At 32.9% G+C, this 21,531-nt stretch carries 20 protein-coding genes; 3 read left to right on the top strand and 17 right to left on the bottom strand.

The features are described from left to right. Positions 1-116: 116 nt before the first annotated feature. The 8 genes from fabV to C8C87_RS15905 all read right to left on the bottom strand — a co-directional run bounded on the left by fabV (position 117) and on the right by C8C87_RS15905 (position 7,749). Positions 117-1,307, bottom strand: coding sequence for an enoyl-ACP reductase FabV (fabV, locus tag C8C87_RS08895; protein WP_121342354.1), 1,191 nt, complete (start codon positions 1,305-1,307; stop codon positions 117-119). A gap of 94 nt (positions 1,308-1,401) precedes the next feature. Further along, the gene (gene recN / locus C8C87_RS08900; RefSeq protein ID WP_121342355.1) at positions 1,402-3,054 is read right to left on the bottom strand and encodes a DNA repair protein RecN; all 1,653 of its coding nucleotides are present in this window, start codon (positions 3,052-3,054) and stop codon (positions 1,402-1,404) included. Between the two features lie 54 nt (positions 3,055-3,108). After that, complete coding sequence (locus tag C8C87_RS08905; protein WP_121342356.1) at positions 3,109-3,993, bottom strand: DUF4835 family protein; 885 nt, start codon at positions 3,991-3,993, stop codon at positions 3,109-3,111. A gap of 72 nt (positions 3,994-4,065) precedes the next feature. Continuing rightward, positions 4,066-5,277, bottom strand: coding sequence for a bifunctional phosphopantothenoylcysteine decarboxylase/phosphopantothenate--cysteine ligase CoaBC (gene coaBC, locus C8C87_RS08910; RefSeq protein WP_121342357.1), 1,212 nt, complete (start codon positions 5,275-5,277; stop codon positions 4,066-4,068). An 8-nt stretch (positions 5,278-5,285) separates the two neighbouring features. Beyond that, a complete protein-coding gene (locus C8C87_RS08915) occupies positions 5,286-5,603 on the bottom strand; it encodes a DNA-directed RNA polymerase subunit omega (protein ID WP_026709525.1) in 318 nt (105 codons plus the stop codon). A 4-nt stretch (positions 5,604-5,607) separates the two neighbouring features. Beyond that, on the bottom strand, positions 5,608-6,402 hold the full coding sequence (locus C8C87_RS08920; protein ID WP_121343336.1) for an outer membrane protein assembly factor BamD: 795 nt from the start codon (positions 6,400-6,402) through the stop codon (positions 5,608-5,610). Positions 6,403-6,530: 128 nt separating this feature from the next. Beyond that, complete coding sequence (gene dapA / locus C8C87_RS08925; protein WP_121342358.1) at positions 6,531-7,418, bottom strand: 4-hydroxy-tetrahydrodipicolinate synthase; 888 nt, start codon at positions 7,416-7,418, stop codon at positions 6,531-6,533. 7 nt (positions 7,419-7,425) lie between these two features. Further along, positions 7,426-7,749: a hypothetical protein gene (locus C8C87_RS15905; protein WP_233550020.1), complete on the bottom strand. Its 324-nt coding sequence runs from the start codon at positions 7,747-7,749 to the stop codon at positions 7,426-7,428. Positions 7,750-7,992: 243 nt separating this feature from the next. Between C8C87_RS15905 and C8C87_RS08935 the strand changes: the two genes are divergently transcribed. Further along, positions 7,993-8,772: a 5'-nucleotidase C-terminal domain-containing protein gene (locus C8C87_RS08935; protein WP_121342359.1), complete on the top strand. Its 780-nt coding sequence runs from the start codon at positions 7,993-7,995 to the stop codon at positions 8,770-8,772. A gap of 170 nt (positions 8,773-8,942) precedes the next feature. Continuing rightward, complete coding sequence (locus C8C87_RS08940; RefSeq protein WP_099715094.1) at positions 8,943-9,854, top strand: bifunctional UDP-sugar hydrolase/5'-nucleotidase; 912 nt, start codon at positions 8,943-8,945, stop codon at positions 9,852-9,854. Here C8C87_RS08940 and C8C87_RS08945 read toward each other — a convergent pair. The 7 genes from C8C87_RS08945 to rpsF all read right to left on the bottom strand — a co-directional run bounded on the left by C8C87_RS08945 (position 9,844) and on the right by rpsF (position 17,654). Then, a complete protein-coding gene (locus tag C8C87_RS08945) occupies positions 9,844-10,566 on the bottom strand; it encodes a hypothetical protein (RefSeq protein ID WP_121342360.1) in 723 nt (240 codons plus the stop codon). The genes C8C87_RS08940 and C8C87_RS08945 overlap by 11 nt on opposite strands. Next, positions 10,550-12,568 (bottom strand): NAD-dependent DNA ligase LigA, encoded by a 2,019-nt coding sequence (gene ligA, locus C8C87_RS08950; RefSeq protein ID WP_121342361.1) that lies wholly within the window; start codon positions 12,566-12,568, stop codon positions 10,550-10,552. Before ligA ends, C8C87_RS08945 begins: the two co-directional genes overlap by 17 nt. 75 nt (positions 12,569-12,643) lie before the next feature. Continuing rightward, positions 12,644-13,117 carry a DUF6495 family protein gene (locus C8C87_RS08955; protein WP_099715091.1) on the bottom strand — a complete coding sequence of 158 codons (474 nt, stop codon included), beginning with the start codon at positions 13,115-13,117 and terminating at the stop codon, positions 12,644-12,646. Positions 13,118-13,225: 108 nt separating this feature from the next. Continuing rightward, positions 13,226-16,405, bottom strand: coding sequence for a carboxypeptidase regulatory-like domain-containing protein (locus C8C87_RS08960; protein WP_121342362.1), 3,180 nt, complete (start codon positions 16,403-16,405; stop codon positions 13,226-13,228). A gap of 98 nt (positions 16,406-16,503) precedes the next feature. Next, complete coding sequence (gene rplI / locus C8C87_RS08965) at positions 16,504-16,944, bottom strand: 50S ribosomal protein L9 (protein ID WP_099715089.1); 441 nt, start codon at positions 16,942-16,944, stop codon at positions 16,504-16,506. 66 nt (positions 16,945-17,010) lie between these two features. Then, the gene (rpsR, locus tag C8C87_RS08970) at positions 17,011-17,307 is read right to left on the bottom strand and encodes a 30S ribosomal protein S18 (protein ID WP_007138295.1); all 297 of its coding nucleotides are present in this window, start codon (positions 17,305-17,307) and stop codon (positions 17,011-17,013) included. A 5-nt stretch (positions 17,308-17,312) separates the two neighbouring features. Next, positions 17,313-17,654, bottom strand: a complete 342-nt coding sequence (gene rpsF / locus C8C87_RS08975) for a 30S ribosomal protein S6 (RefSeq protein ID WP_077370382.1) — start codon at positions 17,652-17,654, stop codon at positions 17,313-17,315. A gap of 165 nt (positions 17,655-17,819) precedes the next feature. Between rpsF and C8C87_RS08980 the strand changes: the two genes are divergently transcribed. Continuing rightward, positions 17,820-18,515 (top strand): LytTR family DNA-binding domain-containing protein, encoded by a 696-nt coding sequence (locus C8C87_RS08980; RefSeq protein ID WP_099715088.1) that lies wholly within the window; start codon positions 17,820-17,822, stop codon positions 18,513-18,515. Positions 18,516-18,526: 11 nt separating this feature from the next. On the opposite strand, the gene priA is transcribed toward C8C87_RS08980, so the two are convergent. Next, entirely contained in the window at positions 18,527-20,977 is a 2,451-nt protein-coding gene (priA, locus tag C8C87_RS08985) for a primosomal protein N' (protein ID WP_121342363.1), read from the bottom strand. A 68-nt stretch (positions 20,978-21,045) separates the two neighbouring features. Beyond that, positions 21,046-21,474, bottom strand: a complete 429-nt coding sequence (locus tag C8C87_RS08990; RefSeq protein ID WP_099716308.1) for a DUF2147 domain-containing protein — start codon at positions 21,472-21,474, stop codon at positions 21,046-21,048. Positions 21,475-21,531: the final 57 nt, after the last annotated feature.

Consider the following 21,531-nt stretch of genomic DNA (forward strand, 5'->3'; position numbering starts at 1 on the left):
GGTATTAAAGATCTTTTTTTAGGCTCAAAAAATTTTAACAAATATAATCTTTATCCATAAAAAAACCATCAACTATTAATTGATGGTTTTATAAATATTTAATTTAGTAATTGGGATTAAGCAATACTTTCGATGTTTACCAGTTCGTTAGCATCTGCTTTATAATCTACTCCTGCAACGTCAAAGCCAAATAGATTGTAAAAATCTTTTCTGTATCCTTCTAAATCTCCTATTTCAGATAAATTTTCAGTTACAGCTTCAATCCATAATTTAGCTACTTTCTCTTGAACATCAGGACGCATTTCTAAATCGTCAATACGGATTCTTCCTTTTTCATCAACCGGAACTTCATTTCCAGTATATAATCTTTCTTGATACAAACGTTGAATTTGTTCGATACAACCTTCGTGAATTCCTTCTTCTTTCATTATTTTATACAACAAAGAAATATACAATGGAATAACCGGAATGGCCGAACTTGCTTGTGTAACCAATGCTTTATTTACCGAAACGAATGCTTTACCATCAATAGCAGCTAAACTGTCAGTGATAGCAAATGCTGTCGCTTCAAGATGATCTTTAGCACGACCAATTGTACCTTTTCTATAAACGGCTTCAGTCAATGATGGCCCAATATAAGAATAAGCAACAGTTGTAGCGCCAGGAGCCAATAGATTTTGAGCTTTTAAAGCATCAATCCACATCTCCCAATCTTCACCACCCATTACAGCTATAGTATTTTCAATATCGTCACCACTACAAGGCTCAATTGAAATTTCTGAAACTTTACCCGAATGAAAATCAACTGTTTTATTGGTAAAAGTTCCTCCGATAGGTTTCAATACTGAGCGATGCAAAACACCGGTAACCGGATGCATACGAACAGGAGAAGCCAAACTGTAGATTACTAAGTCTACTTGCCCTAAATCAGCTTTTATAAGATCTAAAGTTTGTTGCTTTACTTCATTTGAAAACGCATCTCCATTGATACTTTTTGCATATAAACCCGCTTTATGCGCTTCAGTTTCAAAAGCTGCAGAATTATACCAACCTGGTGAAGCTGTTTTACCTTCTGTTGGAGGTTTTTCAAAAAATACACCAATAGTTCCTGCATCAGAACCAAAAGCACTTGTAATTCTTGAAGCCAAACCAAATCCGGTTGAAGCTCCAATTACCAATACTTTTTTAGCCCCGTTTATAGGTCCTTTTGATTTAATATATTCTATTTGATTTTTAACATTTTGTTCGCATCCTTTTGGGTGAGATGTCGTACAAATAAATCCTCTCATTCTAGGTTCTATAATCATATTCTTGGTTATTCGTTTTTTATTTATTCGTGTAATCGTTTTATCGCTGCTGCAAAAGACTTGCTTTTAAAGGAAACAAATATAAAGTAAAAAATTAGTTCAGCAAGGCTTTAGCATGATTTAAGGCCGAATCAGAAACAACAGTTCCAGATAACATTTGAGCAATTTCAACCAGTCTTTCCTCTCCGTTTAATAACTTCAATTCAGACAGTGTGTCTTCGCCAACAGTTGATTTGAACACTTTGAAATGTGCATTCCCTTTTGCTGCAATTTGAGGTAAATGGGTAATGGCAAAAATTTGCATTTCCTTACTCATCTCTTTCATTATTTCTCCCATTCTGATGGCGATTTCTCCGGAAACACCAGTATCAATTTCATCAAAAATTAAGGTTGGTAATTTTGAATATTGTGCCAATATCGCCTTAACAGCCAGCATAATCCTTGACATTTCTCCTCCTGAAGCCACTTTTTTCAATAAACCAAAATCAGTTCCTTTATTAGCCGAGAATAAAAACTGAAGCTCATCTTTTCCATTTTGGAAATAGGTTTCAGTAGTAGTAATATCAATATTAAAGCGAACATTTGGCATTCCCAAAGTTTCTAAAATGGTAATCAACTTTTGAGATAAAACTGGAATCGAATCTAATCTATTCGTATGAATTATAGTCGAAAAAGCATCTAATTCAACTGTTTTTTGTTCGATAGAAATCGTCAGTGCCGCAATTTCTTCTTCCATATTGCCTAATGCTAAAACTGAATTTTCCAGATTAGCTTGAATTTCCAGTAATTCCTCCACAGAGGAAACCTGATGTTTCTTTTGCAAATTAAAAATCACTTGCAATTTTTGACTGATTAAATCCAATTGCTCCGGATCATTAATCAGTTTCTCTGAACAGCGATTCATTTCATCTGAAATATCATCAAACTCAATTGTTAAGCTTGAAATTCTCTCTAACAAAGAATGATATTCCGTCGAAAAAGATGCAATTCTTTGCAATGAAGCCTTAATTTCATTCAAATTATGCATGACACCTATTTGCTCTTCATTGGCGATAGCCAAAGATTTATCAATAGATTCTTTTATAATCTCAACATTATTCAACTTCTCAAAATCAGCCTCAAGAGATTCTTGTTCTCTAGCTTTTAATTGAGCCGCAACTAATTCATCCAATAAAAAAGTATTGTATTCTTGTTCTTTCTTAGATTCGCTTTGTCTTTTCAACAGCGAATTTAATTTGGATTTATCCGATTTATAGCTTTTTAAAAGAGATTGATATTCCAGAATTGTTTCTTTATTATTGGCAATTGCATCAATAATTTCGAACTGTACAGTTTCATCCGAAAGTTCTTGGGTTTGCTGTTGCGAATGAATATCAATCAAGAACAAACTCAATTCTTGCAATTCCTGAAGATTCACAGGACTGTCATTTATAAAAGCCCTGGATTTTCCCGAAGGAAGAATTTCTCTTCTAATTATGGTGTCATTTTCATAATCTAAATCATTTTCTTCAAAAAAAGGAAGCAAATTATATTTAGAAATTTCGAAATGAGCTTCAATTACACACTTTTCTTCTTTATTTTTCAAAGAAGTTAAGTCGGCTCTTTTTCCTAAAACCAACCCTATTGCGCCTAATATTATCGATTTACCAGCTCCGGTTTCTCCTGTAATTATTGAAAATCCTTTTGAAAAATCAATAGACAATTTTTCTATTAAGGCATAGTTTTTTATCGAAAGTGACGTTATCATTTACTATATTGTTTTGTGATGTGAGGCTGAATTAAACTAAAAATTGAAAATCAATTAATATTTCATCAGCATCCATTTACTTGAATTCAAAGGAGAAATTTTATTCAGATTATCGACTAAATCTGAGATTGTAATACTGGGTCCGCCAGAAAATATAGAAACTATTTCATCTGATTTAGCATCGAAAAAAACGCGGGTTAAAAATGCGTTGGGTCTCGAGGCATTTAGTTTAGTCAAATCGATTAATGATCCTTTTATTTTTTCTTTAGATGCTTTTAAATCCTGGTTCATAACATCTAAACCAGTATGGTAATCGAGCATGGTTTGACGTATTTGTTTGAATGCCGGGGATAAAATATCATTTATCAAAAAGTAGCGATTTTGATTTCCATCAGCTTGACTCCATCCTTTAGAACCGCCTTGTTGAGCGACATTCGAGATGTTTTGAGCTGTTTCAAAATAAGAATTTCCCGATTCAGAAACAAAAGTATCTGCATCCATTCCTAAAATCATATAACTGTAAAAAGCCAAAACTGAAACTAAATTAGAATCGAATGTAGTTGGGTTAAAAATTAGATTTTCAAACTCAGTATATCTAAAATTAAAGTCTTTATCGTTATAATTTAATACTGGAGAGGAATAAGAGGAATTAAAAATAGGTCTTGAAGATTGCACTTGAATAGTTGCAGTAAATTGGTCTGAATTGTTTGAAGAAACAGTAATATACATCGAACAATTAATTTTTTCATTCTGCTTTATAGCTTGTCCGGTCCAATCCGTTTTATTTACAAACTCACTTATTGAAGTTTGCAATGTTTTGAAAACTTGCTGATTTGTAACACTTAATTTTTGTGAATCAACCGTTACCGTACAGTTTAATTGTTGCGCTTGTGTAAGCCCAAAAGTAAAAAGCAGAAAAAAAATAATTATTTTATTCATCTGTAGATTTGTATTGTTTCTTAACGGTTAACAATAATTCAAAAATTGCATTTGTATTACAAATCCGTTACCCTATTTCATAAAATGTACTTTCACCTTTTCTAGAATATCATCAGCAACAGCTTCTTTCGATTTCAATTCCATTGGTTCAATATTGAAATACTTATCAATAAAGGTAACTTTATTCGTTGCTTTACCAAAACCAGCACCTTGATCTTGAAGCGAATTTAAAACAATCAAATCTAAGTTTTTTTTCTGAATTTTCAAGGTTGCATTTTCAATTTCATTTTCTGTTTCTAAAGCAAAACCTATCAAAAACTGATTTTTCTTTTGTTCTCCCAAAGAAGCTAAAATATCTTTCGTTTTTTCGAGTTCTATTGTAAAATCATCAGCCGCTTTTTTTATTTTTTGATGCGCAACATTCTTGGGTTTATAATCTGCAACGGCCGCAGCTGCAATCGCAACATCCACATCAGAATAAAACTGATGACAAGTCACATACATTTCTTCTGCAGACACAACATTAATCACATTGATCAATGGATTTGAAACTTTACAATTTGTAGGTCCCGAAACCAAAATCACCGAAGCACCCAGATTTGCAGCGCTTATCGCTATATCAAAACCCATTTTTCCCGAAGAATGATTTCCTATAAAACGCACAGGATCTATTGCTTCGTATGTGGGACCGGCAGTAATTAATATTTTTTTTCCTTTAAGAGGCAATTTACTATTTAAATCTGCTTCCAGAAAAGCGATAATGTTTTCAGGTTCCGCCATTCTTCCTTCACCGGATAATCCGCTTGCCAATTCACCGCTTTCCGCAGGAATTATGACATTACCAAATTGAGTCAGAGAAGAGAAATTAGCAATAGTAGAAGGATGTTTGTACATGTCTAAATCCATTGCAGGAGCAAAATACACTGGACATTTTGCTGATAAATAAGCCGCAATCAAAAGATTATCACAAGTACCATTTGTCATTTTAGACAAAGTATTTGCAGTTGCTGGAGCAATAACCATCAAATCAGCCCAAAGTGCTAATTCAACATGATTATTCCATTTTTCATTCTCATCGTCTTGATTATAAAAACTGGAATGAACAGGATTTTTGGATAACGTAGATAACGTAAGAGGAGTTACAAAATCCTTAGAAGCAGGTGTCATTATCACTTGGACATGTGCACCTGCTTTTATGAAAAGTCGTACTAATGTGGCTGTTTTATAGGCTGCAATTCCACCAGAAACTCCAAGTAGAATTTTCTTACCGCTTAAAACTGACATAGTAAATATTATTTATTTGAATCTCTGTGGTAGATTTTTCCGTCTAACCATTCTTGAACTGCTAAAGCGTGTGGCTTAGGTAGTTTTTCGTAAAATTTTGAAACCTCAATTTGCTCTTTGTTTTCAAAAACTTCTTCAAGACTGTCATTATATGTAGCAAATTCTTCCAATTTCTCAGTCAATTCTTTTTTAATTTCAGAATTAATTTGGTTTGCTCTTTTAGCCATAATGGTTATCGCTTCATACACATTACCAGTAGGTTCTTCAATAACAGTTTTGTTGTATGTTATTGTATTTACTGGAGCATTCGTCTTCTTTAAATCCATGACTTTATTTATTAAATTGTTGTAAATCTTTGTCTATTCGAGCTAACATTTCGTTTGCTACTTGCTTGTATTTAGTATCCGCTTTAAATTTAATCAAGCTCAATTGAGCTGCTTTTGCAACATTTAATCGGTCTTCCATTTTTGATGGAATACTATTAATTGCCAATTGATAGGCTGAATCTAACTTGTAATATAAAGCATCTTCTTTGAATGGAGTTCCCGGATAATCTGCCACAAAATTGTCTAAAGCAACAATTGCTGATTTATAATCAGAAATCGTATTGTATCCTTTAGCATTCTCGAAAACCTTTTGTTCTATTTTCTCGCTCAAAACTTTTACAGTTGCATTTGCTTCTGCCAAGTACTGAGAATTAGGATTATTGTCAATAAATGTTTGTAATTTATCTAATGCTTTAGTAGTATCCGTTTGATCTAAACTGTAAACTGGCGATAACATAGAATAGCTTTTTGCTCCCAAATAAGCTGCTTCTTCCAGTTTTTCACTTTTTGGATATCCTGAAACAAAACTCTCAAATTGATATCCTGCCAAATAATATTGTTTTGTTTTGTAATACGATTGAGCAAACATATAAAACAATTTTTCAGCTTGAGGTTTCCCTCTGTACGCTGGAGCAATTTGTTCAAAAATACGAATCGCTTTAGAATATTTCTCTGCATCGTATAATTTAGTGGCCATTTCAAATTTAACAGCGACATCTTCGGTTTTTAATGCTTTTTGGTATTCACTACAAGAACTGAATAAAGCTACAAGAAGCAATAGAGATATTATTTTTTTCATTTTTTTACTTTTTTTATGATTTCTTGGTTGAAACAACCCATAAAATCATACCGAAGTTTCGGTGGCAAATTTAGTTATTAATTTAGCGACTTCAAAATATATTTTTTGTTTAAAAAAAGACTCTTTTTTTATCCTTGTTTATTGACTTTTTTGACAAATTGATCAATTCTTTCTGCTAATGAATCATCTACTTTTACTAATGGTAAACGTACTGTGTTTTCTGAAATTCCCAGTGATAGAAACACTTGTTTGATTCCTGCTGGATTTCCTTGTTCAAAAATCATATCAATACAATCTGCTAAAAGGTATTGTGATTTGAATGCTTCGTCCACTTTACGATTCAAACCTAATCGAATCATTTCAGAAAATTCTTTAGGAAAACCTTGTCCAATTACAGATATAACGCCTGATCCTCCTGCTAAAACCATTGGCAAAGCGATCATATCATCTCCTGAAATTACCAGAAAATCTTTTGGTTTATCTTTCAGCAATTGCATCGCTTGAACAATATCACCGGCAGCTTCTTTTATGGCTACGACATTTTCAAAATCATTAGCCAAACGGATAACGGTTGAAGGCAACATATTGCTGGCTGTTCTTCCTGGAACATTATATAAAATAACCGGAATTGGTGATGCTTCGGCTACAGCTTTAAAATGCTGGTAAATACCTTCTTGTGTAGGTTTATTATAATACGGAGAAACCGATAATATTGCTGTAAATGCAGACAAATCTCTTGTCTTCAACTCCTCTACCACTTTTAAAGTATTGTTTCCTCCTACTCCAAGCACTAAAGGCAAACTTCCATTATTAGCTTCGATTACGGTACTAATAACTAATTCTTTTTCTTCTGAAGACAATGTTGCATTTTCGGCAGTTGTACCCAAGACTACAAGATATTCAATTCCTCCGTCAATTGAAAAATTCACAATTCTTTTTAATGCTTCGGTGTCAATTGAAAAATCTTCTTTAAACGGGGTTACAAGAGCAACACCAGTACCTATTAATGATTGCATATTAGATTTATATTTTGTTTAATATTTTTAAATATTTGAATAGCTCACTTACAAAAAGTGTATAATTATCGACATCTGTTTTAATCATAAAATGATTTAGTCTTTTGTCTATTGATGAAAAACCAACTTTAAATTGCGCTTTTGAAATATGAGTAATTTTTAATAAAATTGCTTTTTCTATGTCGTAATAACTGATTAACAAATCAAATTTTTCAGTGACAAAATCATTTACATCCGTAGAAGAAATCTCTCCATTCCAATTTAAATCTCCTGAATTAAATACAGGATATGCTCGCTCTACTGTTTTTTTTAAGTTTATCTCTGTATACAATTGTTGTTATATTTTCTGGTGCAATTCCGTTTGCTATGAGCTGTTGAATTAATAATTCCGTTTCAGCAAAACGAGTGGCATCAACCAGTAAACCAATTGTTTTTACAACATTAACTGACTCAATATTTTTTAAATTTTGAAAGCTTTTTTTTAATGTTTTTTTTACAAAAAAATCCTTTATATAATTCAAAAACATATTACTTTTACTTGATTACAAAATTAATTAATTAAGTCGCATTTAAAATGGTAAATCTAAAAAAGTATAACGATGTTTCTAAACTTTTTGTTATATTCTTAACATTTTTTTTTGTTGCTTCCTGCAGCAAACAAAATTACTACGTTACTAAGATAGAAGGCAAACGAATTCCTATCACCGAAAAGGAAATTCAAGTCCCTCAAATTGAAAATTTTATCAAACCTTACAGAGAACACATCAATAAAGACTTAGACAGCGTTCTAGCGTATTGTCCGGAAACATTAGACAAAAGCACAGGCAAATGGCAAACTACAATTGGTAATTTGATGGCTGATGTTACCTTAATGAGAGGAAACACCGTGTTTCAAGCGAGAGAAAAAAAGAACATTGATATTTGCTTGCTCAATAGCGGAGGAATTCGTTCCATACTTCCAAAAGGAAATGTAACGGCACGAACGGCTTTTGAAATTATGCCTTTTGAAAATAGTTTGGTCGTAATAGCTTTAAAAGGAGAGCAAATTCTTGAAATGGTCGATTATTTTATCGCCGAAAAAAAACCACATCCCCTGGCTGGAGTAACCTTTACCATCGACAAAAACAATCTTCCAAAAAACATATTAGTACAAGGGAAACCTGTTCAAAAAGAGACTATTTATTATGTAGGAACCAATGATTATTTGTCTAATGGTGGTGACAATATGAATTTCTTTAAAAAAGGAGTTCAGAAATTTGATTTAAACTATAAACTACGAAATATTCTTATTGATTATTTTAAAGAAGTAGATACAATTCCTGTGATAAATGATGTTAGAATTACGGTTGAATAAGAAATTTAAATAACAAAATAGTTTTAGAAAACATAAAGCCCTAGCCCCGAGTGAAGTGAAAATCATTTTTTATCGTTTTTCTCGATAAAAAATATTGCAACGAAAAGCGGGAAATAGCTCCTGATTGCTTCATTCCTCGCAATGGCAATTGGATTAAAAATAAAAATAAAATGAAAAGAAGAGAATTTATAGAAAAAACAGCTGCGAGTTCAGCTTTACTAAGTTTAGGTTTATCATTAAGCAGCTTTGAATCTTCACAAAAAAGACATCTTACTATTTTACATACGAATGATGTGCACAGTTACATTGATCCATTTCCTGCGGATCATCCCAGAAATGCAAATATGGGTGGCGTGGCACGAAGAGCAGCCTTGATTGAAACGATTCGAAAAGAGAATCCAAATGTATTATTACTGGATGCAGGCGATATTTTTCAAGGAACGCCCTATTTTAATTATTATGGTGGAGAGTTAGAATTCAAGTTAATGAGCATGATGCAATATGATGCTTCTACGATAGGAAATCACGATTTTGATAACGGTGTTGAAGGTTTACATGCGCAAATGCCACATGCTAAATTTGAGTTCCTATCTGCCAACTACGATTTTAAAAACACCGTGATGGATGGTTTTGTAAAACCGTATAAAATATTCAACAAAAATGGCATAAAAGTGGGTGTTTTTGGACTTGGAATAGAGCTTGAAGGATTAGTTGATAAAGGAATGTACAAAGAAACCGTTTACAACAATCCAGTTGAAACGGCTCAAGATATGGTTCGGATTTTAAAGAAAGAACAAAAGTGTGATTTAGTGATTTGCTTGTCACATTTAGGCTATAAATACAGAGACGAACCTAATAAAATATGTGATTTAAAATTAGCGGAACTAACGCAAGACATCGATTTGATTATTGGCGGACATACACACACTTTTCTGGAAAAACCTACTGTTGTAAAAAACCTTGCAGGTAAAGAGGTTCTTGTAAATCAAGTGGGTTGTTACGGTATAAATCTGGGAAGAATTGATTTTTATCTGGATAACGATAAAGCTAAAGCATTTGAAGGAAAATCAATTATTGTGTAACAGTAATCGATTCTTTTTTTGCATTTATCGTTTCTGCATCAATCACAAATCTGTAAAAGGAATAATAACTTGTGACATACAAAATCATTGCCAGTGGCCTGAAATATGTGGGTGGCAGATTAGACAAAAAGCATTTTTCAATAAAAACTGTAAAATAGAGCGCTGTAGATAATAATCCAAAAATAGCCAGCCAGGGCGAATTATTACTGTCGTTCATGAAATAATTCGACAAAATAACACCGGCAAGAATCGACACTAAAATATTTTGAGCTACCAAAGGATAATAACTGCCTTTTGGAATTTCATCCGAAATAGAAAGCAAATAGGAAAAAATAAAAACAAAAGGAATAATTGCTATTAGTATTGGTACAAAATCCTTAATCTTATTCAACTTTATAATATAAAATATAAGTAAAATTCGATGCGTAAAAATACCTATTAAGCCCAAAATCAAAAAAAGTATTGATTCAAAAAGAATGAAAATACTGGTAAGGAGTAAAAAAAATACGGTCATATAAAAAAGCACATTTCTTTCCTCAGAAGTAACCCAATAAAGATAGATTAGCAGTATGGCTACCAAAGGTCTAAATGCAAACAGAATTACTTTGAATGAAAATAATTCTGCTAGAACTTCAATAATTGAAAAAGAAAAGAGCAAACCAAGGATTGCATTTTCCTGTAAAAAATTATACTTTTTAGTCAGTAGCTGCATTAGCGTTATTAATTAGATTCATAAAATCATCTTCGGAGATTATTGGTATGTTCAACTTAGTTGCTTTATCCAATTTTGCAGGTCCCATATTATCTCCTGCAACAACATAATCCGTTTTTGCCGAAATAGAGCTTCCTACTTTTCCTCCATTATCTTCGATTGCCTTTTTTAAATCATCTCTTGAAAATTTCTCAAAAACTCCTGAAACAACAAATGTTTTCCCAGAAAGTTTATTTGTGGCGTTAGGATTTATATGTTCAACAATTTCAAATTGAACACCAAAACTTTTTAGTCTTTCAATTATAATTCTATTTTCTTGATTTTCGAAAAAGTCAATTACACTTTGTGCAATTCGTTCACCAATTTCGTCCACCAAAATCAAATCCATCAATGTAGCCTGACGCAATGCATCAATGTTTTTATAATGTTTGGCTAGTTTTTTGGCAACCGTTTCACCGACAAATCGAATTCCAATAGCGAACAAAACGCGCTCAAAAGGAATATTTTTTGAATTCTCAACACCTTTCACCAAATTTTCAGCAGATTTTTGAGCCATTCGTTCCAAAGGAAGAATTTGATCCACAGTCAGTTCATATAAATCGGCATAATTATGAACCAATCCATTATTGAAAAGCAAAGCAACAGTTTCGCCTCCTAAACCTTCAATATCCATTGCTTTTCGAGAAATATAATGCTGAATCCTTCCTATAATCTGCGGTGGACAACCATAAAAATTAGGACAATAATGATTTGCTTCGCCTTCGGTTCTCACTAATGCCGTATTACATTCCGGGCAATGCGTGATGTATTTTGTTGGTTCTGTATTTTCTGGACGCTTACTCAAATCAACAGCAATAATCTTAGGTATTATCTCCCCTCCTTTTTCTACAAAAACAGTATCTCCTACACGAATATCCAATTTCTCAATTTGATCAGCGTTATGTAAAGAAGCTCGTTTCACAATGGTTCCTGCTAATTGTACCGGCTCTAAGTTGGCCACAGGAGTAATGGAACCCGTTCGTCCTACTTGATACGAAATTGAATTTAATTGTGTTGAAACTTGTTCTGATTTGAATTTATAAGCAATTGCCCAACGCGGAGATTTGGCTGTAAAGCCCAATTCATCCTGATAGTGGAATGAATTTACTTTTACCACAACACCATCCGTTTCATACGGAAGGTCATGTCTATGAATGTCCCAATAATCTATAAACTCGAAAACCTCGGTTAAATTATTGGCTAATTTTGCCTCTTTTGGCACTTTGAAACCCCAATTTCTGGCCGTTTCCAATCCTTCAAACTGAGATTTGAAAGGAAGATTATTTCCAATTAAAAAATACAACAAACAATCCAAAGGCCGTTTTGCAACTTCAGCACTATCCTGTAATTTTAAACTTCCCGAAGCAGTATTTCTGGGATTTGAATACGGTAATTCTCCAATTTCGATTAAATCCTGATTCATTTTTTCGAAACCGGCAAAAGGTAAAATGATCTCCCCACGAACATCAAAAGTAGCAGGGAAATTCCCTTTTAATTTTAACGGAATGGATTTTATAGTTTTGATATTATTAGTCACATCGTCTCCTTGAAAACCATCTCCACGCGTAACAGCACGTTTTAACTTTCCGTTTTCATAAGTAATACTAATAGATGCACCATCGTATTTTAGTTCACAAGTATAATCTAATGGAACATCTCCTAAAACTTTTTGAACACGTTTTTCCCAATCCATCAATTCTTCCTTAGAATAGGAATTATCAAGAGAATACATGCGGTGTTCATGCGGAACGGTTTGGAAATTTTTTGTAATCGCACCTCCTACTCGTTGAGAAGGCGAATTTTCGTCAAAGTATTCCGGGTATTTATTTTCTAAATCCTGAAGTTGTTTTAATTTAACATCAAATTCAAAATCGGAAATTGTGGGCGTATCTAACACATAATAATTATAGTTGTGTTGATTTAATTCCTCCCTTAATTTTTGAATCGTATTTTGAATATCCATAGAAAATAAAAATTGGCTATTTTAGTTTTGAAAAAGTGTACTAAAATAACCAATTAAAAATAAATAGCAATACAATTACGATGCTATAATAGTATTTATTTGCTGGTATAAAAGGCCGTCGCTCAAAAACGAACCTTGTTGTATCAATTCAAAAATGGAAGCATTACGCTCATCCGTAAACTCTTTTTTTCCTACTTTCATTTCAATAGTATCCGTAAACATATTATCGCTAAGCCATTGTAATCCATCTTTAGTTAAAAAATCCACTTCAGGAACCAATGATTTCAAAACTATAGATTGAACATGGGTATCAAAACAATGAAAAAGGAAAATATGATTTTTAGAAAAATGTTCTAAATACGTTGCTTTCGAAAGAACTCCTTCCCAAATTAAATCAGAAAAAACATCTAATTCTTGTTCGGCAACTTCTGGTTTTTCAGCTTTTATTTTATCCCACTCTGCTTTATCAATTGCTTGAGTTGCTAAAAAAGTACTGAATTCCTGATTCAATTCTTCAAATTGTTCTTTTGTTAATCTTGAGTATTTCATTATTGTATTTTAATATTTAACTTTTGTCTTAACTCTCTTTTGAAATTTTTAAATCAAAAAAAAGCCCTCTCAAATGAGAGGGCAAATTTAATCTATTTTTATCTTTTTTTAGAAAATATATCTAACTCCAAACTGTGCTTGCCATCTTGACAATAAACTTGCATCATAGTTGAACGTTTTAGTTTGAGTTCCGTTAAAAGTGTATGTTGGTATTTTTGTAGTTTGATCTACAGATACACCAATTGGTTGAACACTTGTTGGTACTTGAACCAATCCCCAATCAGAATTAATCAAATTTCCTAAATTCAATACATCGATACTAAATTGAATTGTGTTTGTTTTAGTAGAAGCAGAAGAAACTTTAAAATTATAATCTTGCATTACTTTAAGATCCCATTTCCCTCTCCATGGAGATAAAGCTCCGTAACGCTCTGCATACTGACCTCTTCTTTCATTCAAATAATCATCTTGACTGATAAATGCATCAAAAGCCGCTCCTTGTCCTGCTCCAGAAAAAGCCATAGCACTGATTTCAGCAGTTGTTGGAATATAAATCAAATCGTTTGTTCCTGACCCGTCATTATTGATGTCTCCACCATAAATGTAGTTAAAACGACCTCCTTGAGCATATTCAAAGAAAGTAGATACAGTAGTTGCCCATTTGTCATTACCATATTTCCATTTTTTTGAAGCTACACCAATAAAACGGTGTGTATCTCCATATTTAGAATCAGATAAAACGGCATTATTTACGTTTCCTAAGGCTGGGTTAAAAGCGAAAGCATCACCTGTAATTTCTGCTTCAATTGAATTCACATCTTGAGATTTCAAATAGTTATACGCTAAACTTGCGAACAATCCGTTATCAAAATTCTTTTGTACTTTGATAGAAGAGTTAAATGCACTTCCTTTATCAGAATTTGTCATTACATAAGCACTGTTACTTTGCTTATCAGAAGCATTGTCATAAATTAACCTGTTATCAACACCTGCAAGAGTTCCTGAAGGCGTTCTTAAACCCCAGTTTTGCACGTGAACTCCATTGATATCTTTGTTATAAGACATGTCAACAGTAACAATGTAGTTATTTTCAAATTTATGGTCAACACCTAAACTTGTTCTCCATACTTGCGGCCATTTATAATCTGGATCCATAATTTGGAAAAAACTATCATCAGCACCACTCACTTGATTTCCTAACCAAACAAAAGGAATTCTTCCTGTGAAAATTCCGGTTCCTCCACGAATTTGTGTAGTTTTATTTCCATTAACGTCCCAGTTAAATCCAAGTCTTGGAGACCAAAGTAATTTATCACTTGGTAATTTTGTTGATATCAAAGGAACTTGATTTCCTGTTTCCGGGTCATAATACTGAGTCGCATTATTTCTCGTAGCACCATTATCTGTATCAATATACTTTTGAATCAAATCAGCTGTATTAAAATACAATGGTTTATCTGCTCTTAAACCAAAAGACAGTTTGAAATTATCGTTAACACTCCAGTCATCCTGCATGTAGAATGCAACTTGACCTACGTTTAATTCTGATAATTTCCATCCATTATCTTCTCCTACTCCAAAAGAGTTTTTAGCTTCAAATTGATTTTGTGCATAAAGTAAATTCTGAGCAATTATACTTGTTGCAAAAGGCTTAGCTGCATCAGCTAAAAATACTGCTACATTTGAATACGGTGTATAAAAAGTTCCTGCATAACCATTAGGATTACCAAAATTATCATAACCAGCTAAGTTAAATGAATTCTGAAATTGAAATTTTTCAAATGATGCACCAAAAGTAAAAGAGTGATTCCCTACAGTATAATTTAAGTTATCTGTAATTTGAAAAACTTTTTGATCTAATGTATTATTGATAGAAAATGGCTCATGCCCTGCAATAATATAATTTGATCCTGCTCCGTCTTGAATATTAATTACTGGAGCCGGTGAAGAAAATGGATTTCTAAAGTCATCAAAATGCGTGTAACCAGCCTGTAATTTATTAGATACTTTTTCATTAATCTTAGAGTTCAACTCTAACAAGAAAGAACTCAATTTATTATTGATTTGATATCCTGAATTTTGGAATTGCAAAGTAGAAGCATTCGGACCTCTAAATCCTAAAGCTGACGGGTGAGCCGGTTTGTCTTTGGAAGCATCCAAAAAATTATAAATAACGGCTAATTTATTATTATCATCAATATTCCAATCTAATTTTACAATTCCTTTTCTTGAATTTGAATTATGAGAAAAACCTTGGTAAGCACCTGTATTATATCCTAATGAAGACAACGCATTTGAAACATTGATCAAATCTGTCTCTAAAACTCTTGATTCGTTAACACCTGTAACAGCATCACCGTTATTAGCCACAAAGTTTGACCCTAAATCACTTCTTTCGTCAATTTCAAAATTGGTAAAGAAGAATAATTTATTTTTAATAATTGGTCCACCAACACTAAAACCTGCTTGTGTTTGCTCTAATGAAGGCACAAATATCTTTTCTCCTTTTATTTTATTACCCGTCATGTCTTGATTTCTATAGAAAGCATAAGCTGTACCATGAAACTCATTTGAACCGGATTTAGTAACTGCATTCACAGAAGCTCCTGTAAAACCAGATAAAGTAACATCATAAGGAGCAGTCGCCACTTGAATTTGTTCGATTGCATCCAATGAAATTGGCTGAGAACCAGTTTGTCCACCAGGAGTTGCAGCATCTAATCCGAAAGGATTATTGAATATTGCACCATTTAATGAATAATTATTGTACTGATCGTTTCTTCCTCCAAAAGAACCTCCACTTGCAGTTGGTTCTAAACGGGTGAAGTCATCTGCTGATCTTGAAATAGAAGGTAATGCAGATAATTCTCTACGTCCAATTGTTGTTTCTGCACCAGTTCTTCCACTTTGAAAAACTTTATTTTTGGTCCCAACAACTTTTACTTCTTCTAATTTCTGACTTTCATCTTTTAAAAGAACATCTAAACTGAATACTTTACCTAAATCAAGGTAAACATCATTGAATTCTTCACTTTGATAGCCTACAAAAGTTACTGTAATTTTATAAGGACCACCAATTCTCATATTCAAGATACTAAACCTTCCATCTTCATTTGATAAAGCTGAATACTTAGATCCTGTTGGAGTATGAACTGCCAGTACTGTTGCTCCGGGAAGCGTCTCATTATTAGAACTTTTAACAATCCCTTTAATACTAGAAGTAGTCGTTTGCCCAATGACTGAGTAAAAACTACTAAAGATTAGTAATAATGTAATAATTTTTTTCATTTGTTTGAATATGTGTTATTTGTGGGTCAAAATTAGACAAAAAAAAATCACTCCTAAGAGTGATTTTTATATTTTATTAACAAAATGTTAACCAAATGTTATTTTTCAGCAACGATTTCGTAGTCTAATTCAACGATAACATCTCTGTGTAAACGAACACTAGCAGTATATTTACCAGTACGTTTAACGATTCCGCTAGTAATGAATTTTCTTTCGATTTGTTGTCCACCTTTAGCTAAAGATTCAGCGATATCAATATTCGTGATCGAACCGAATAATTTTTCACCACCTGCTTTTGCAAAGATTTTAATTTCGATAGCTTTCAAAGCTTCAGCTAATGCTTTTGCATCTGCTACAACTTTAGCTTCTTTGTGCGCTCTTTGTTTTAGGTTTTCAGCTAGTACTTTCTTTGCAGAAGAAGTTGCTAAATGTGCATGACCTTGAGGAATCAAAAAATTACGACCGTAACCATTTTTTACCGTTACAATATCATCTTTAAATCCTAAATTTTGAACGTCTTGTCTTAATATAAGTTCCATGTTGTTGTCCTTTGTTATAGAAGTTAGGTTTCATGTTTCAGAAAACCAACAACTGAGTTTTAATTATTATTTTAGTAAATCAGCCACATATGGCATTAAAGCTAAGTGACGCGCTCTTTTTACAGCTACTGACACTTTTCTTTGGTATTTCAATGAAGTTCCAGTTAAACGACGAGGAAGAATTTTCCCTTGCTCATTAACGAATTTCAATAAAAAATCAGCATCTTTATAGTCAATATATTTGATACCTGATTTTTTGAAACGACAATACTTTTTAGTTTTGTTAGTTTCTATGTTCAAAGGCGTAAGATATCTGATATCCCCGTCTTTTTTTCCTGAAGCAGATTGTTGTAATGTTGCCATGATAATTAAGCTTTTTGAGATTTAAGTTTTGCTCTTCTTCTTTCAGCCCAAGAGATAGCATGTTTGTCAAGACTTACAGTTAAGAAACGCATAACTCTTTCGTCACGTCTAAATTCAGTTTCAAAAGCGATAAGAACTTCTCCTGATACTTTAAATTCGAACAAATGGTAAAAACCACTTTTCTTGTTTTGGATTTCGTAAGCCATCTTTTTAAGACCCCAGTCTTCTTTAGATACCATTTCTGCTCCTCTACTAGTAAGAAAATCTTCAAATTTGCTTACTGTTTCCTTTACCTGAACTTCAGATAAAACGGGATTTAAAATGAAAACAGTTTCATAATGATTCATAAATATATATTTATTTGTTATTTTGGGTGCAAAAGTAATCAATTAATCTGATTAAACAAGTCTTATTTCATTTTATTCGACGTAAGGTAAAAAAAACCGCCCAATTAGTTTTTTTTAAATAAAAAAGTAATATATTTACTCAGCCAAATCTAAAATACTAAAATTATGAAACTAAACTGTGTTGTAGTAGATGATAGTTCTATTCAAAGAATGATTATCGCAAAGTTAGTTAATAATCATCAAAATTTACACTTAATCGGTGATTTTTCTAATGCAATCGAAGCCAGAAGCTGTATGTCTATACACAATGTAGACCTTATCTTTTTGGACATCGAAATGCCGGTAATTAGCGGCTTTGACTTTTTGGATGGTTTAAAAGTAAAACCTCAAATTATTTTCATAACCTCAAAAGCTGAGTATGCTATGAAAGCGTTTGATTATGATGCTACGGACTACCTTCAAAAACCAATTGCAATCGACAGATTCAACGCTTCGGTAAAAAGAGCTATTGATTTACATCTACTTAAAAAAGAAAACAAAGAAGAAGAAGGAGAACATATTTTCATTAAAAGCAATTTGAAAAAATTGAAAATATTTACTTCTAAAATAAAATGGATTGAAGCTTTTGGTGATTACGTAAGAGTAGTTACTGAAGAAGACAGCAATCTGGTACTCTCAACCATGAAATCTTTTGAAAATGACTTATCAAAAGAAAAATTTGTACGCGTACACAAGTCCTATATTATCAACATTGATAAAGTAGAACGTTTCAACAGTAAATTTGCCGAAATTGGAGTTACAAAAATTCCTTTAAGCCGACATAAAAAAGAAGATTTAGTAAAAGCACTTGCCTTTTCATAGGCAACTGAATTTTAGTAAAAATCGACGTTTGACGTAACTTTTATAGCTCTGTATTGAGCAACAGCTTCAAAACTATTCAACATTTTCTGGATAGTTTTTTTTGTGCTTACAATTGATGCATTCTGAGGAATCTTTATTATAATCGTACGAATGTATTCGTTTCTAATTCTGCTGATTGCAGGCTCTTCAGGTCCCAACACCGGCATATTAAGATTCTGGCTCATCACTTGATACAACCACATCGAACCTTCTTTTAATTTATCAAAATCACGTTGTTTCAAAGTAAGCTTTATAATTCTGAAATACGGCGGGTATTTATATATCTGGCGGTCATACAGCTGCTCTTTATACATACCTAAATAATCATTATTAGTAACTTGCTGTATTGTATTATGATTCGGATTATACGTCTGGATAACAACTTTTCCTTGTTTTTCTGAACGTCCTGCCCTTCCTGCAACTTGAGTCATCATTTGAAAACTTCTTTCGAAAGCCCTAAAATCAGGATGATACAACATATTATCCGCATTCATAATTCCCACTAAACTCACATTATCAAAATCCAAACCCTTGGCCAGCATTTGAGTTCCTACTAAAATATCCATTTCTCTATTCTTAAAGCTATCGATAATTTTTTCGAATCCAAATTTCCCTCGAGTCGTATCCTGATCCATTCTTCCAATTTTAGAATTTGGAAAAATAGACACTAACTCTTGTTCAATTTGTTCGGTTCCAAAACCTTTTGTAGTCAAATCAACACTGGAACAGGAATGACAATGTGTAGGTTTTGCCATTGTATATCCACAATAATGACAGCGCAACTGATTTTTATGTTTATGATAGGTCAAACTCACATCACACTGCTGACATTGTGGTACGTGGCCGCAAGCCATACATTCTATTACCGGAGAATATCCACGTCTGTTTTGAAATAAAATGACTTGTTCACCCAATGACAAAGCAATATTGATTTCTTCAATTAAAACATCGCTAAAATGTCCCGTCATTTTTTTGCGAAAGTATTTATCTTTCAAGTCCACCAATTCAATATTCGGCATCATGACATTCCCAAATCGTTCCGAAATTTCGACTAAACCAAATTTATCCGATTTGGCATTGAAATACGTTTCAATACTTGGCGTAGCCGAACCCAAAAGTACTTTTGCTTTATGCGAATAAGCCAAAACTATAGCCGCATCGCGAGCATGATAACGCGGTGCAGGATCTACTTGCTTAAAAGTTTGTTCGTGTTCTTCATCTACAATTATGAATCCTAGATTATAAAATGGTAAAAACAAAGATGACCTCGCCCCTATTACCACTTGCGCTTTTTCTGAATTCACCAAAACTTGATTCCAAACTTCGATGCGTTCATTATTATTATATTTCGAATGAAAAACAGCTACTTTATTTCCAAAATAAGTCCTTAATCTCCCCACTAATTGAGTAGTCAAAGCAATTTCCGGCAATAAATACAAGATTTGTTTTCCAGTTTCCAAATACTCTTCAATGAGTTTGATATAGATTTCTGTTTTTCCGCTCGAAGTGACACCATGCAACAAACACACTTCTTTTTGAGTAAAACTTTCTTTGATTTCCTCAAAAGCTTTTTGCTGAGCCAAACTCAACTGCAATTGATCCTCACGTATTTTTCCAGTGAAATTCACTCGGTCTTCCTGAAGAAAATAATCTTCGAATATTTCTTTTTCAATTAAAGCCTTTACAACTGCAGAAGAAGAATTAGCCGCTTCAACCAGTTTTTTTACGATAATAGGTTTTTTCTCTACAGCGCTCAATTGAAAATAATTCAATACGATTTCTTTTTGCTTATTAGCACTTTTTAGTGTTTCGAGTAATTCGCTCAATCCCTCGTTTGATTCATATTTAGGATGCAAACGAACATAACGCACTAACTTAGGTTTGTAGGTTTCCTGTATTTCTTCCTGAAGCACTAATATGTTTTTGTCTATCAATTTTTGAATAACAGGAAAGATATTCTTCTTATTTAAAATAGCCATTATATCCTGGACTTTCAAGGAACTTTGCTGTTGCAAGGCTTCATAAACCAAAAATTCATCATCTGAAAGCAGACTTGCATCAACAACTAAATCTGTTTTTTGAGAAATTATGGTTTCGCTTTCCAGCAAAAGTGCACTTGGCATGGCACCACGATACACATCACCAATAGCGCACATATAATAGGATGCAATCCATTGCCAGTGTGCAATTTGGATTTCAGTCACAATGGGTTTTTCATCCAGAATTTGATGAATTTCCTTGGCTTCGTATAAAGTGGGTTTGTTTTGATGAATTTCAATAACTAATGCCGTGTAAATTTTACTTTTCCCAAAAGGAACAGCCAACCGCATTCCAATTTTTATATAATGGAACTCCGCTTCAGAGACGCTATAGGTAAAGGTTTTAGCTAAAGAAAGGGGTAAAATTACTTCGACGAAATGCATTTTTATTTTATTATGAGTTTTGAGTTATGCTGATTCTTTACTTTGAACTCATAACTCACAATTTATAATTATTTTACTCTATTCCAGGTTTGTGTTCTTCCAAATAATGCTACACCGATATATCCGCGTACTTTTAACTTGTCATTTCCTTCGAGAGCCAAAAAGCATTTGTATAATTTTCCTGATGTTGGGTCAAGAATTTTTCCTGAATTGTATTCATTGCCATCTTTTGTAAGTCCTTTAATAATGACAAGACCTAGAACTGGTTTGTTTTTTTCGTCTCCGGGACAATTTACGCATAAGTTCTTTTTCTTTTCAGCATCTAAAATGTCGATGATTTTCCCATAAATTTTTCCGGAACGCTCATAGATTTCAACGATCGATTTGGCTTTCCCACTCTGATCATCAATAGTTTTCCATTTACCAACAACAGTATGGTTTTGACCATAAAAAACCATCGAAATAAATAATGCGAGTATTGTAATGCTATTTTTCATTGTTGTCCTTTTTTAGCCCTGATAAAAGTGGAAATCCTGTCATTGCTTCTTCCTCGC

Origin of the sequence: Flavobacterium sp. 120, assembly GCF_003633605.1 — a bacterium.
GTDB classification, from domain to species: domain Bacteria; phylum Bacteroidota; class Bacteroidia; order Flavobacteriales; family Flavobacteriaceae; genus Flavobacterium; species Flavobacterium algoritolerans.